The following is a 14,945-nucleotide window of genomic DNA, read 5'->3' as shown; positions in this document are numbered from 1 at the left end:
TATTAACTTAATATAATAACTTTTATTAAGGAATGTTTTATGGAATTAATTTTATATATAGTAATAGGAATAATTTGGCTTATCGTGAGTCTTGTACAAAAGGCAACGAAAGATAATTCAAAGAAACTTAATAAACAAAAAACTTTTAATAAAAAGGCTAATACTAATAATAGAAAATCTTATAATAATGATGATGAGATATATAGAAATCTTAGAAAAAGCATAAGTGAATTAAAAAATATTAATGAATATGAAGAAGATGATAATTATTATGATGAGTATGAATCTGATAATGAAATATTAGAAGAGCAAAATAGATATGCTTATAGAATAAGAGAAATAGAGTCTCAAAAGTCTAAAATTATGGAAGAAACCCCAATATTTAATGCGGCAAATGAAAATAGAAGGCATGTTAATAATATGCTTTCTTCTTTGGATATAAAAAATGCAATTATATATAATGCCATATTAGAGCCTAAAAGAATAAACTATTTTAGAAAAATAAAGAGAGAAACAAATAAATGAAATCTTTTGAAGAGCTAATATCTATAGTTAAAAAGTTGCGTGGAGAGAATGGATGTGCTTGGGATAGGGTTCAGACATTTGATAGTTTAATACCTTGTTTTTTGGAAGAGGCTTATGAGGTAGTTGAGGCTATTAACAATAAAGATTATGAGAATATAAAAGAAGAGCTTGGAGATATTTTACTTCACGTTGTATTTTTTTCTGAGCTTGCTAATGATGAAAATAAATTTAATATAGACGATGTTTGTAAGAATATTAATGAAAAACTTATAAGAAGACACCCGCATGTATTTGGTGATAGCCAAGTAAAAGATGTTAATGGTATATTAAAACAGTGGGAAGAGATAAAAAAAGAAGAGAAAAAAAATAATAATAAAAGCATATTAGATGGCATACCAAAATCTTTGCCTATAATGGAGAAATCATATAAGTTAATGAAAAAAGCTGCTAGCGTTGGTTTTGAATATGAGCATATAGATGATTCTTTAGAGAAGATAGAAGAAGAGCTTATAGAAGTTAAAGAAGCATATAATGAAAAAGACAAAGAGCATTTGGAAGAAGAGATAGGCGATTTAATAATGACTGTTTTAGATTTTGCCCGTATGAATAAAATTAATCCTGTCAATTCATTATTAAGAGTAAATGAAAAGTTTAAAAGAAGATTTCAATATATAGAAGAAATGTCAAAAAAAATGAATAAAAGCTTAGAGAGTATGAGCTTGGAAGAGATGGATAATCTTTGGAATGAATGTAAGGCAATGGAAAAAAATAATAGTTAGTAAAAATATTCATTTACTTCTTTGACAATATTAGATTATATAATATAATACTTTTGTATTGAAAATATATTTAGGGATATATATGAATAAATATAATATAGGTCAAATATTTTTTATTACTTTTATCTTTTTATCAATATTTATAATGTACCAGCTATTAAAGCCATTTGGTATGGTTATATTTTTTGCTTTAGTCTTTTATGTTGTTTTATCACCATTATTTAAAAAAGCTATAGGTAAAAGTTATGGTAAAGAAGATAAAATATCTATGATTAAAAGGCATACTTTGGCTTTATTATTTTCTTTAACATCTTTAATTATATTTTTAGTTCCTACTAGTTTATTATTATACACTATAATAGTGCAGCTTATAGATATATCTAATATTGGTATAAAATATTTTATGAATTTGGATTTTAATTCTATTTTAAATAATGAAAAATTAAATGAAATATTATCTATGCTTCCTTTAGAAATATCAGCTGCAGAAATATTAAGAAGAATACAAGATAGTTTGCTGTCAAATCTAACTTCTGTTAGTTCTTATTTAACTCAAAATGTTGCTGGTATATTAAAGAGTACAGGTAAGTTTGTGAGTTCATTTATATTTATGATGTTTTCTTTATTCTTCTTTTTTGTAGATGGAGAATATTTAAAAGAGCAAGTAAGTTCATTAATACCTATAGAGAAAAAATATTTAGACAGATTATTTAAACAAGCTTCTGAAGGTATAAGAGGAATAATATTTGGAAATTTATTTACTGGTATATTTCAGGGTATATGTGCTTTTATAGTTTATTCTATATTTGGGGTTTCTAATTCTTTAACTTTTGCACTTCTTACAATCATAGCTTCATTTATGCCTATAATAGGTACTACTATTATTTGGATACCTCTTGGAGTGCTTTTTATAATTAATGGAGAAATTTTAAGAGCTATAATATTTTTAGTAGTTTCTTGGTTCTTTATTACTATACCAGACAACTTTGTTCGTCCTTTGCTTTTAGGAAATAGAATAGAGCTTCACCCACTATTTATATTTTTTGCTATATTGGGAGGAGTTTTATTTTTCGGACTTTCTGGAATCATACTTGGTCCTTTAACTTTTATATTATTCTTTGAGATTATGAGAATGTATAATGAAGAGAGATTATTTTCTGATAAAGAAGAGAAAAAAAGAGCTGTCAATAATTCTGTTAGAATAAGAAGAGTCAATAATTATAAAAGACATCATAGACAAAATAGACCAAATAGAAATAATATTTAAAGGCTTTGTTTTTATCAATGAAAATATTAATAATAGGAATGAATTATATTGGAGATACTATATTTATTACTCCAATTATAAGGGCTATAAAAAAACATTATGCTGATAATTGCACTATTGATGTAATAAATGGAAGCAGAGGAATTGATATATTAAAAGAAAATCCATATATAAATAATATTATAGTGAGAGATGAGAATAATTTAGAGTTTATAAAAAAAGAAAATTATGATATAGGTTTTGCAGCAAACACATCATTCGTTTCAGCATCTATTTTAAAAAAAGCTAATATACCAGTGAGAGTGGGTGTTAATAGTGAATGCAGAGGATTTTTACTTACACATAAAACTTCTTGGAAAAAACATAGCAGACATATTCTTGATACTATACTTTCAATTTTAAAACCTTTAAATATAAAAGATGATGGTTTTTACACAGAATTATTTTTAAGCAAAGAAGAAGAGGCATTCGGTTATAACAAAATGAAAAATTATAAAAATGCCCTAATAGTTCATGGCGGAGCTACACGAATAAGTAAAAGATATACTCATTTTATAGAATTAATTAAAGAGTTTAAAAAAGAGTTTAATGATGTGCCTGTAATTATTATAGGCTCTAAAGATGATGCATCTTTTGCAAACACCATGAAAGAAAATATTAATGATATAATAGATTTTACTGATAAACTTACAATAAGAGAGCTTATATCTGTAATAAAATATTCGTATGCTTTAATTGGAGGCGATAGTGCACCATTGCATATTGCAAATGCACTTGGAATATATTCTATAGGCATATTTGGAGATACACTTCCTTTAATATATGGAGTTAGAGGAGACAAGGCTTTTAATATAGAGGCAAGAGAAAAGTATTGCAATAAAATAAAGAGCTTTCATTGCGAGTATATAAAAAGAGGCTGTAAAACTATAGATTGTTTAAATAAGTTAGATTATAGAGATATTTTGCCATATTTAGTATCTATTTATAAAAAATTATAAAAAGTAATTTTTACTATATACATAAACAAATATATTTTATCATATAATTTTTTTATTCAACTTTTTCCCGCCGCAAAAAGTTGCAAAAAGTGCAAGTACTTGAGATTTGTAAGTTTACAATATGTATTAAATATATAATAATATTTATATTTAAGCTAAAAATGCAGTCTTTTTGGTTCTTTGTGCCAACAAAAGAACTGGGGGTGCGGGGGCTAGTCCCCGCAAATAATGAAAACATCAAATTAAAAATTGGTAAACTTAAAAATTTTTAGTATAATACAAAAATATCTTTCACATTTTCGTTTGTAAGCGATGAGTAGAAGCTATTTATTAATTGATAGCCTGATTTTATAGCATTGGTGTCATAAGCACTATAAACATAATTGCTTGATAATGTAGGCATATTGATGCTTGGATTTTCTTTTATAGGCTTCATTACAAACTCAAAACCATTATCTCTAAAAAATGCATAATATGTTGGAATATAAGAAAAACTAATTTCTCTGTTTTCATTAATTTCTAATGATAGAATAGTGCCTATATCTAAATACGGATATCTTCCTTTATGGTTAGCAATAAAATTACCCAAAGAATATATTATTATACCGCTATTATTAGTGCCGTTATAAACTTCAGCAGGTCTTGGTACATGCGGATGATGACCTATTATAATATCCACCCCATTTTCTATTAATGCTCTTGCTGTTTCTATAGTTGTGTCTTCTGGGGCTATTGTGTATTCATAACCAAAATGCAATGATATTATTTTTATTTCATTGTTTGTTGCTAAAGCCATATCGCTTTTTACTTTTTCTACTAAATCATCTTTTTTTGGATAGAAGTTCATAAAATAAAAATGACCATCTTTATTTGTTTTATGGCTTAATCCATTATCAAGCATAGTGTATGCTGATATAAATATTGGTATACCGTTTATATTTGTTATTATAGGAGAGATATACGGTGAGTTTGTTGAGCCTCCTAATGTGAGTATATTATTTTGATGAAGCATAGATACTGTTTCTGTTTCTGCTTTAGCTCCTTGGTCATATGCATGATTATTCGCTATAGAAAAAGTGTTAAAATAATTAAAGAAATATTCTAAATATTCTTTAGAGCCATTAAATTCTGGATAAGGCATTGGAGGTTTATTAGTATTTACTACAAACTCTAAATTTGCAAATACAATATCCCCTTTAAAATAATCTTTTAAATCTATTAGTATATCATTACCCTTAAAAGCTTCTACAACTTTTGGGTGAGTCATAATGTCGCCTGTAAAAACTAACTTTGCCTTTTTTATAGGCTCATTACTTTGTTTATTTTCTTTAGATTCGCATGAAAAAAGAAACATCAATATAAATAATATACTAATAATTTTTTTCATCTATTCCTCGTCCTTTTCTGTATTAATTTCTGTATTAACTTCAGTGTTATTTATATTATTTACATCGGATATTCTAATGCTATTTATAGGAGTAAATTCCATCTCTATTATTCTTCTGTCTTCAACTTTCATTATCCTTACTCTATAATCATTCAATATAAGCCTTTCATTTACATCAGGTATATGGTCTAATTTATCTAACACATATCCTGCTATAGTTTGATATTCTTCATGTTCTATATTTAAATTCAATACTTCATTTACATCTTCGATTGATGCTGTTCCATTTACTATAATTCTCTTTCCTTTTAACTTTATTAAATCCTTTTCTTTTTTGTCACTCTCATCTTCAATATCTCCCATAATCTCTTCAACAATGTCTTCCATAGTAACAAGTCCAGAAGTGCCGCCATATTCATCTATTGTAATAGCCATCTGTAATTTTCTTTTTTGCATATCGGTAAATAAACTGCTAATAGTTTTTGTTTCAGGCACAAAATATGGAAGCATAATATAATCTATTGCTTTCTTTTTCATTTTGCTTGCTTTGCCGTTGTTTTTTATATAATCTTTAAATAAAGCCCTTGTGTGAAATATGCCTATAATGTGGTCAATAGTCTCTTCATAAACAGGAAATCTTGAAAGACCAGTGTCAACTGTTAAGCGCATAATTTCATTAATGTCAGTATCAGCCTCTATACATACCATATCCACACGAGGAGTCATTATCTCTTCTACTGTTTTGTTTCTAAAGTCCATTACACCAGTAAGCAAATCATGTGTATAGCCTTTGATAATACCTGCTTTATGTCCTAAATTAATTATTGTTGTTATGTCTTCTATGCTTGATAATGCACTCTTTTTTTCTTTGTTTCTTAATTTCTTTGGTACAAAATAATTCATTAAAAAAGTAGTGATTTTATCCATTATAAAGGTGATAGGAGTAAATATAAAATAAAAAACTTTCATAAAATAGAGTAGGGAAGGTATAAGTTTTTCGGCATTTACTCTCATTATAACTTTTGGAAGTATCTCACCAAATATAATAATAAGTATTGTAATTAAAGTTGTTGATATAGTAACCATTACGCTTCCGGATATATGAGGCAGAGCATCGGCTAATCTTATAGCAAATACAGTTATTATTGAGCTTGCTGTAATATTAACTATATTATTTCCTACGAGGAGTGTGGGTATCATAGAATTAGTTTTACCCCAATATCTTGTATCATCTTCTTTAATTTTGTTTTCTCTCACAAGACGCATTAATGTTACTTCGTCTATACTTGTGTATGCTGTTTCACTTCCAGAAAAAAGCCCTGATAGCATTATTAGTATTAATATGCTAAATATTTCAAATAAATAAATTAATATAACTTCCATAATAGTAATAAAAAATTAATGTATCCTTTGTTTTATTTCTTGCATAAAATCATATCCGGGGTCTGTTTTTATTGTAAATCTGTATGTGGGGTCTATTTCTCTAAAAAGATGATAATGCGGTGAATTGGTATCTCTATATTCATAATGCCCTATGACATATTTTATGCTTTTATAATGATTTTTTAAATATTTAATTAGTTTAATGTTTGAATTAAGCTGCTCTTTTGTAAGCTTACCAGCAAAACCTATATTTTCTATACTTATTGCTGTGTAATTTAAACCTATAGTGTGTCTTGCCATGTATTCTAAAGGAGTACTTGCATATATAGCTCCATTTGTATCAACTAAAAAATGCGTGCCCACATTAACATCTCCGCCAGAATCTATATCTTTTCTTCCTATAAGAAAATCATTTTGAAAAACATTTAGAGCTACTTGTAAATTTCTTGTTTCAGTAGAGTGCACAACTATTATTTGAGGATTAATTAAACTATAATTTGGATAACCATAATGTTTTTGGCTATATTCAGACATTAAACTTAATTTTAATGTACTTGGATATATTTTATATATATTGTGTATTTCTATAGTATTGTTTTCTTTATTTGATACAATCTTTTTACTGCTACTACATGATATTAGAGTTATAAAAAAGAATAATATAACAATATTTTTCATACAGCAATTATATAATAATATTTAAGCGTCCATAGCTATATTAACGCTAACGAAGCCAATATTAGATTGAAAAGGTATTATAATAGTTTGTAAGTTTTTTGGGATAATTTGAATTTCTTTTCCATAATAGAGTATAGGAGGAGTAATATCGCAGCTTATGCCTTCTTCAGATAATTTAGTAATAGCAAGACCGCTTATAGTATTACCCATTTCATTTATAACACTTCTCATCATATCTTCAAACTCATCTTCAGAGTCATAATCACTTCTCTTTTTATCTGTAAGGCTTTCTGTTAGAAGCTGAGAAAAATTTTCAGGGAATTCATACAAAACTTGCCCATTAACATCTCCAACTATTCCTATAGCAACACCGTAGCCTGAAAATAATTTACGTCCTTGTCCTTTTACTAAAGTTCCTTTTTCCATAGGAATACCAGCCATTTCTTTAAATATAGAAACCAGAGATACTATGAAAGGATTTATAAATCTAACATCCATAAATTTTATAGGAGTCGTAGCCATATAATTTCCCTCTTAAACATCAAATATTAATTACAACACTTTTAGTATAGCATATATATATCTTTATTTCAATAGTTTTTTTGACTGCTAAAACTTTTTATACATCTATTATAATATACTGATTTTTTTATATTCTGTGAAAAATAGTTTTTTATTATTTTTAATATTGTACTTCTTTAAAATATATAATTGTTGATTTTTGTTTTTTATTTTGTTATAATATTTTAAAATAAAATCAAAATAAGTCAAAAATCAAAGTATAAGTTAAAGGAAAATATTGGTGAAAAAAATTATTATTTCAATTGCTTTTATTAGTTTAATTGTTTCTTGCAAAAGTGTTAATAATAACATATCTGGAAATATTGCATCAAATTATAAAAAAGAAGAAATAGAAGATAAAATTACATTAAAAGATAGGATTGGGCTATATAAATCTAAAAGTCCATATTTTGTTTTGAATATCGATTTAAAAAATAATGGTTATGCGTATGTAACTTTGAAGGGGTGGATGGTATATAATGGAATGATTAAAGTGGGTGAGCCTGATTCTGAAGATAAGATATTTAAATTGCAAGTGGATAATATTACATATATAGTATTAGAGTTTAATAATAATAATCTAAATGATGCCAAAGCTTCAGTATTCTTAAAAGATGTTTTGCAGCAGGCAATGAATTTAAATAAAGCATAGTTTTTTATTTAATTTCATCGTTTTTATTAATTAAATTCGAAAGCTCAATTATTGAAAACATTGATATTAATCTTAAAGAAAAGTTATTCATATCAAGTCCGGATAAAATCAATAAGCTGAAAGCTATAAGCTCAGGATAATATTTTTTTAAAAGCAATGATGCTGTAAAAGAGCTAAATAGAGTTATTAAAAACAAAATTATTATAATTATGTATATTAGTGTTGGAAGATATATCCCTACATTTAGAGCATTATACAAAGAAATTGTGAAAAATAAAAATCTCTCTCCAAATAAAAATGCTGTTGCAGATATAATAATGAGTATTAATAATGCAAAAGATTTATTTATGTTTTTTATTATTATCTCATTCATAAATATCATTATATACGCTATCATTAATGTTATAAAAGATATAGAAGATACTTTTGATAGATATACTGATAAATAAGAAGATAAATAATGCAAAAAGTCAAAATCTAATAATTTATTGATTGATATTGTTATGTAATTTAGATTAGATGACACTAAACTTAATAGTAAAAAAATATATACCCCTCTTGTTATTTCATATATATCTTTTTTAATTATGATTGGGAGAAGTATGTATATAGTAAGCGCTAAAGCAGAAATAAAAAATAATAATTCTATAATATTATATATATTTATGTGTGTTATATATAGTTTTAATGTTCCAGTGATAAGAAATACCATACCAAGAATCGAATATGAAATTCGAGAATCAAACATGTAATTATAAAATTTATAAAAAAGCAATAAAAAAAATGTAATTAAAATAGTATAATTCAGTATATAAGAAAGTATGTAAAATACGGATTCATTATTGATGATAAAAACTCTAAAAAATATATAATTTAATAATACGGCAATAACAAAATAATTAGCCCAAATACGATATGTATTTATAAAAGAAACATCATTTATTTTTTTTGACAAATATATCATTTTTTTATTTTTCCAGTATCATTAAATATATTAGTTAATGATACTCTATTATATAAGATTTATATTGTTTTTCAATATTCATAATTTCCATTTTCATTTATTTTATATATTATTTCTTTTTTGCTGTCCATAAATACATCATATCCTACTTTTATGTTTTTCCAAAAGTTTATTAATTTTTCTGATTCTCTTCTATTTTTAATGTTTTCTTCTGTCATTTTGAAAGGGAATATATATACAGGTATTTTTGATTGTCCGTTATTTTTAGAATATACTGCATACAAATAAATTTCTTTTATTTTATCATCTGTCATAGGTATGCATCCTATAGTAACTTCAGAGCCATGTATAAATATATCGCCTCCTAGCCTATTTTTTTTACCTTTTATTTTATCGGATTTATTAGGGTAGTTAATACCTAAAGATAAATAATAACTGCTTGCTGGATTAAACCTATCTATATAATAAAAACCTTCAGGAACTTGTAAATCTCCTTCCATTCTTTTAGGGCCTAATATACCAGATTTTGCTGCTATAGTGTATTGGCTTATTTTTTTGTAGGTTTTGTCGGTATTGTTTTTTGCATATATTTCTAATGTAGATTCTTCTTTATATGCTGTAATTATTATATTTAATTTGTTTATAGATATATTGTTTTTTTGTAGATTTTGTTTGATTATTTGTTCTTTATCTTCTATAGCTTTTCTTACTCTTGGGTATCTTTTTTGCTCATTTAAAAAGTTTGCTGAAAATAGTAATGTATTTAATATAAATAATGATGTTATTATGTATTTTAACATTCTTTATCCTTTTTTATATTAGAGAGAACTAATTATAATTTTTCTATTGTCGGCAAAAACTTTATTTTAATCATTAAAATATTAAAAGATTAAAGTCGATATAAATAGATAGTATGTAAAATTAATAATTCGCTTGCAAAAAGCGATAATAAATGTTATATTTTTAATATATTTTAAAATGGGGATATGATATAAGTGTTGGATAGCACTACAGTTTATGGTAATGTTAATGAGAATATTCTTGATTATTCTGCAATCTTAGAGGCTACTGTAAAAGATATACAAAATTTTTTAACAGAATTTGGAAGAGTTTACAGTTTTATAGGTGAGAAGTTTCCATTAATAGAACAAGAAATGAAAAATGAAAATGAGAAGTCTATTTCTCTTCTAAGTTATTTTACAGAAAAAGATAGTAAAAAGAATTTCTCTAATGACTTCCAAGAAAATCAAGAAGACTTTTTTAAATCTTTTGATAGAATGCAGTCTTTAATTAATCAAGATGATGTTTTATCAAATTCCATTATTGAAGACGTTAATATTATTAGTAATGTAATGGATTCTATAGAAGAGATAAGAAAATTGGCAGACCAGATAAAAGTTTATTCGCTTAATGCTATTATCATAGCTTCAAAGTATGGTTCAGGCGGTAAGGCTTTCGGAGAGATATCTAAAAACATCATAAAAATGTCAGAAACTTCAAACGAGCAGGCCGATCAGATGAATAGAATAGGGCAGGAGTTATTTGTACAGTTCGATAGGTTTAAAGATGAGATATTAAAAACTAATGAGATGCAAAGAAGAAGCTTTAATATAATGAGAGAGCAATTAGATAAAGAGCATAATAATATGGTTAATTCTTTTGCTACTTTTTCTAATATGATTTCTGATATAATATCAAGAGTAGACAATAGCTATGATTATATATTTGAAGTGATGATGATACTTCCGCAAGAAGATATTATTAGACAACAGACAGAGCATATAATAGAGTCTATAAAACATATTGTAGAAGAGAATAGAAAGTTTATAGATACTTATGGAAAGGAAGTAGTTGCTATAAACAATGCGGCAGAATTAGAAAATAATGAATCTTTAGAGCATAAATTATTAGATTTGCTTACTTTCGATGACGTGGTTTTAAGTTTGATAATAGAAAATTTTAAATCTATACATAAAGAGATTTTAGATAATAATGCCCGCATAAATGATAGCTTAAAGGGTCTTAAAGAAAGTTTGCTTGACATATCATCAGATAGAAACACAATAGTTGAATATATGATAGGTGCTCAATCAGGCAAATCAGAGTTTCCTTTTAGCGTATCAGATTCTATATTTAATGAATATTTAGGTTTTATTAAGCTTTATTTAGACAATTTTAAATTATTTTTAAGCAATAAACATAGAATATCAGATAATAATGCTGGTATAATAGATTCTATAGAAGAACTTGAGAATATGTTTTTAGAGACAAAAAATATTGCTAAAGCATTTAACTCTGTTAATTTTTTAGCTAAAATAGAATTAGAGAAAAATAGTAATATATTCAGCGATTCTCAAACATTTTCTATGGTTAGTGTGGAATCTATAGCTACAAATATTACTGATACTGTAGATGTTTGTTTGGAGAAATTTGAAAATATAAAGACTACAATATTTAGTGCTATTAATAAATTTAAATTTAATATTAATCAGCAGTCTATAGAAAATTTATACATAGAATCTATGATGGATAATATTTATAAACGCTTGGAAGAATCTAAATCTATCATAGAAGATAATATTAAAGGTTTAGATACGCATGCTAAAGAGTTATTTAATTTGATAGAAAAAACTCTAATAGATTTAAGTTCTTTAACTACTCTCTTAACAAAGATTAATGAGATAATGGAAGTATTTAATAAGATGCGTGATATTATAAGAAGTAAGAAAAATGAATATTATAAGACTTTAAATATAGAGAATTGGAAAATAGAAAGTGATAAATATATGGAAATAGTAAATTATTATACTATAAAGAAAGAGCGAACTATAGCGAACAGTATTTTATCTGGAGATGAGACATTAAATGTCGATATTAACATAGAAGAAGGTTCGGATAGTGGGGATTTTACATTATTTTAGGAGGTATTTATGTCTGTTATAGAGATAGACGAAAATCTTAATATAAGAACTATGAGTAAGTATTTTAAAAATACTATAAAGGCAGCTAATTATAATGAAGATACAACAATAAAATTTCCAGAAGATAGTCATTTAGACTTAGCTGGCTTACAAATACTATATTCTATAAAAAAAGAACTTGATAAAAATCAAAAAAAACTTATAGTAGAAGGGTTAGATAAATCTTTTATAGAATATTTAAATATGGCAAACAAATAATTAATATAAATTTAATGAAAAAATAAGAGGTTAAATGTATGGCTAAAACAATACTAATAGTAGACGATTCAAATACTGCTAGGGCATCTGTTGAGTATACTTTGAAGAAGGGGAGTTATGATGTAATTTCTGCTGATGATGGCACTACAGGATTAGAAGCTGTAAATAAGGCTTCAAATATTGATATGATAATTACAGATTTGAATATGCCTAAGATGGATGGTATAGAGTTTATTAAGAATGTTAGAAAATTTGATAAGTATAAATATACTCCTATACTTATGCTTACAACAGAATCTCAAGATGATAAGAAGATGGAAGGTAAGGCAGCAGGAGCTAGCGGTTGGTTAGTAAAACCTTTCAACCCTACACAGCTTTTAGATGTTGTTAAACGTTTTTTGAATTAATGTTTAATATTTGTGTAGTAGTATATAATAAATCAGAGGTTATATATGTTTGATAGTGATGAATTTATTTCGATATTTTTGAGTGAGGCTAATGAGATAGTTGAAGGACTTGAAAATGATTTAGTTTTACTCGAAGATAATAAAAGTGATGAAGACCTTTTAAATAAAATATTTAGGAGTGCTCACACTTTAAAATCTTCTGCCGGCACTGTTGGTTTTACTACAATGAGTGAGTTAAACCACGTAGCAGAAAACTTATTAGAGAAGGTAAGAAGCGGTAAATTGGATGTTACGCCGCAAATGATTACTGTTCTATTAGAGTTTTTAGACACTGTAAAACTTATGCTTCAAAACATAGTAGATGGTGTTGGGGAAGCAGATGGAGTTACAAATATAGAAAGCTTAAAAGCTAAAATAAAAGCTATAGCTGAAGGAAATGATATAAGCACTGTATCTGTAGAAAAAAAGGAAGAGGCCCCTAAGACAGAAGAAAATGCTAAAAAAGAAGAAAGTAAAGAATCTTCTTCAAATAATATGTTTCATATTGAAATGATATTTAAACCTAGCATTTTTGATAATGGTATAGATCCTCTCATGTTTTTAAATGACCTTAAAGCTATAGGTACTATTAGTAATTTAAAAATAGATATTAGTAATTTGCCTGCTATATCCGATTTAGAAGATCCTTATGCTTGTTACACTCAATTTTCATTAGATGTTGAAACTTCTTCTACTTTAGAGCAAGTTCAAAATATATTCTTATTTGTTATAGATGATAATGATATTAATATTACTGAGAAAGTAGAAGAGAAAGAAGAGGAAGCTAAGCCTGTTGAAGAAAAGGCTGAAGAGAAAGCTGAAGAAAAACATAAAGAAGAGAAACAAGAAACAAAAGAAGAAGTTCATGATGATAAAGCTAATAAAGCAGTTCCTGCCGCTAAGCCTACAGGAACTAAGGTTCAAGCTCCTTCTACTGTAAGAGTTGATATAAGAAAATTAGATAGTTTAATGAACTTGATTGGAGAGCTTGTTATAGCACAATCAAGAATAATGCAGCTAACACAAAATTTAGATATAGATAATGGATTAAAAGAGGCAGTTAGTTCTATGGACAGAACCTCAAGACAAATACAAGAAGAGGTTATGAATATAAGAATGATGCCTATAGGTCCTATATTCACACAATTCCATAGATATGTAAGAGACCTTAACTTAGAATTAAACAAAGAAGTAAAATTAGTTCTTAAAGGTGAAACTACAGAGATAGATAAAAATATGTTAGAGCAGTTATCTGACCCACTTAAACATATTATTAGAAACTCTATGGACCATGGTATAGAAAAAACTAAAGAAGAGAGAATTGCAAGAGGAAAGCCTGAATATGGTACTATTACAATGTCAGCAGCTCACCAAGAGGGACATGTTGTTATAGAGGTGTCTGATGATGGTAATGGTTTAAATAAAGAAAAAATATTTAATAAAGCTGTAGAGAAAGGCTTATTATCAAAAGACGGCAATTACTCTGATGCTGAAATATATAGAACAATATTTAGTCCTGGTTTATCAACAGCAGAAAAAGTTACTGACATATCCGGAAGGGGTGTTGGTATGGACGTTGTTAGGGCTAATGTTGAAAAGATGAAAGGAAAGATTGAGATAAAGAGTGCTGAAGGTGTTGGAAGCACATTTATTATTAAACTTCCTTTAACTTTAGCTATTATAGAAGGTATTACTTTTGCTATAGGTGAGCAGATTTATGTAATGCCATTAATATCTATCATAGAGCAGATAAAAATTAAGAGCGACCAGGTTAAGCCTTTTGAAGGAAAAGGTGAGATGATAAAAATCAGAGATGAATATTTGCCTCTCATAAGACTTCATAAGGTATTTGAGATAGACACTCAAGTTAATGAAATAGATGACGGTATAGTTGTAGTTGTTGAGGCAGGATATAGAAAGTGTGCTATATTTGTAGATGAGTTATTGGATCAGCAGCAGGTTGTTATTAAGTCTTTAGATTCTGCTTTCAGCAAGCATGCAGGAATTGCTGGAGGCACTATACTTGGAGATGGTAGAATAGCTCTCATTATAGATATACAGGGGCTTGTTAATATATCTTTACAAAATAAAGTTAATAATGGCGTTAAATAATAAAGGATTTTAAT

Annotated in this window: 15 protein-coding genes; 9 read left to right on the top strand and 6 right to left on the bottom strand. The window is 26.7% G+C overall.

Annotated elements, in window-relative coordinates:
• Window positions 1-39: 39 nt before the first annotated feature.
• The 4 genes from R4I97_RS07395 to R4I97_RS07380 all read left to right on the top strand — a co-directional run bounded on the left by R4I97_RS07395 (window position 40) and on the right by R4I97_RS07380 (window position 3,569).
• Window positions 40-525, top strand: a complete 486-nt coding sequence (locus R4I97_RS07395; protein ID WP_335784431.1) for a hypothetical protein — start codon at window positions 40-42, stop codon at window positions 523-525.
• On the top strand, window positions 522-1,304 hold the full coding sequence (gene mazG, locus R4I97_RS07390; protein ID WP_335784430.1) for a nucleoside triphosphate pyrophosphohydrolase: 783 nt from the start codon (window positions 522-524) through the stop codon (window positions 1,302-1,304). The genes R4I97_RS07395 and mazG overlap by 4 nt, the downstream gene beginning before the upstream one ends.
• Window positions 1,305-1,386: 82 nt before the next feature.
• Window positions 1,387-2,571, top strand: coding sequence for an AI-2E family transporter (locus tag R4I97_RS07385; protein WP_335784429.1), 1,185 nt, complete (start codon window positions 1,387-1,389; stop codon window positions 2,569-2,571).
• 17 nt (window positions 2,572-2,588) lie between these two features.
• The gene (locus R4I97_RS07380; protein WP_335784428.1) at window positions 2,589-3,569 is read left to right on the top strand and encodes a glycosyltransferase family 9 protein; all 981 of its coding nucleotides are present in this window, start codon (window positions 2,589-2,591) and stop codon (window positions 3,567-3,569) included.
• A gap of 268 nt (window positions 3,570-3,837) precedes the next feature.
• Here the strand turns inward: R4I97_RS07380 and R4I97_RS07375 are convergent, their stop codons facing one another.
• Genes R4I97_RS07375 through R4I97_RS07360 form a run of 4 tightly spaced genes read right to left on the bottom strand, consistent with a single transcriptional unit; the run spans window position 3,838 to window position 7,539 of the window.
• On the bottom strand, window positions 3,838-4,956 hold the full coding sequence (locus R4I97_RS07375) for a CapA family protein (protein ID WP_335784427.1): 1,119 nt from the start codon (window positions 4,954-4,956) through the stop codon (window positions 3,838-3,840).
• Complete coding sequence (locus R4I97_RS07370) at window positions 4,957-6,339, bottom strand: hemolysin family protein (protein ID WP_335784426.1); 1,383 nt, start codon at window positions 6,337-6,339, stop codon at window positions 4,957-4,959.
• 15 nt (window positions 6,340-6,354) lie between these two features.
• Window positions 6,355-7,017, bottom strand: a complete 663-nt coding sequence (locus tag R4I97_RS07365; RefSeq protein ID WP_335784425.1) for a peptidoglycan recognition family protein — start codon at window positions 7,015-7,017, stop codon at window positions 6,355-6,357.
• A 21-nt stretch (window positions 7,018-7,038) separates the two neighbouring features.
• Window positions 7,039-7,539, bottom strand: coding sequence for a chemotaxis protein CheX (locus tag R4I97_RS07360; RefSeq protein ID WP_013243429.1), 501 nt, complete (start codon window positions 7,537-7,539; stop codon window positions 7,039-7,041).
• A 280-nt stretch (window positions 7,540-7,819) separates the two neighbouring features.
• Between R4I97_RS07360 and R4I97_RS07355 the strand changes: the two genes are divergently transcribed.
• A complete protein-coding gene (locus R4I97_RS07355; protein ID WP_335784424.1) occupies window positions 7,820-8,230 on the top strand; it encodes a hypothetical protein in 411 nt (136 codons plus the stop codon).
• A 4-nt stretch (window positions 8,231-8,234) separates the two neighbouring features.
• On the opposite strand, the gene R4I97_RS07350 is transcribed toward R4I97_RS07355, so the two are convergent.
• Window positions 8,235-9,194, bottom strand: coding sequence for a WESB_1763 family membrane protein (locus R4I97_RS07350; protein ID WP_335784423.1), 960 nt, complete (start codon window positions 9,192-9,194; stop codon window positions 8,235-8,237).
• Between the two features lie 71 nt (window positions 9,195-9,265).
• Entirely contained in the window at window positions 9,266-9,994 is a 729-nt protein-coding gene (locus R4I97_RS07345; protein ID WP_335784422.1) for a L,D-transpeptidase family protein, read from the bottom strand.
• A gap of 195 nt (window positions 9,995-10,189) precedes the next feature.
• On the opposite strand from R4I97_RS07345, the gene R4I97_RS07340 reads away from it, so the two are divergent.
• From R4I97_RS07340 to R4I97_RS07325, 4 genes are read left to right on the top strand one after another with little or no spacing between them, the layout of a single operon-like run.
• On the top strand, window positions 10,190-12,115 hold the full coding sequence (locus R4I97_RS07340; RefSeq protein WP_335784421.1) for a chemotaxis protein: 1,926 nt from the start codon (window positions 10,190-10,192) through the stop codon (window positions 12,113-12,115).
• Between the two features lie 9 nt (window positions 12,116-12,124).
• Complete coding sequence (locus tag R4I97_RS07335) at window positions 12,125-12,373, top strand: anti-anti-sigma factor (protein WP_335784420.1); 249 nt, start codon at window positions 12,125-12,127, stop codon at window positions 12,371-12,373.
• Between the two features lie 38 nt (window positions 12,374-12,411).
• The gene (locus R4I97_RS07330; protein ID WP_157150117.1) at window positions 12,412-12,780 is read left to right on the top strand and encodes a response regulator; all 369 of its coding nucleotides are present in this window, start codon (window positions 12,412-12,414) and stop codon (window positions 12,778-12,780) included.
• Between the two features lie 45 nt (window positions 12,781-12,825).
• Entirely contained in the window at window positions 12,826-14,931 is a 2,106-nt protein-coding gene (locus R4I97_RS07325; protein WP_335784419.1) for a chemotaxis protein CheA, read from the top strand.
• Window positions 14,932-14,945: the final 14 nt, after the last annotated feature.

The sequence above is a fragment of the Brachyspira pilosicoli genome (genome assembly GCF_036997485.1).
Taxonomy (GTDB): Bacteria; Spirochaetota; Brachyspiria; order Brachyspirales; family Brachyspiraceae; genus Brachyspira; species Brachyspira pilosicoli_C.
Note: the sequence above shows the minus strand (reverse complement) of the source record. Positions and strands in the feature narration are given on the sequence as shown.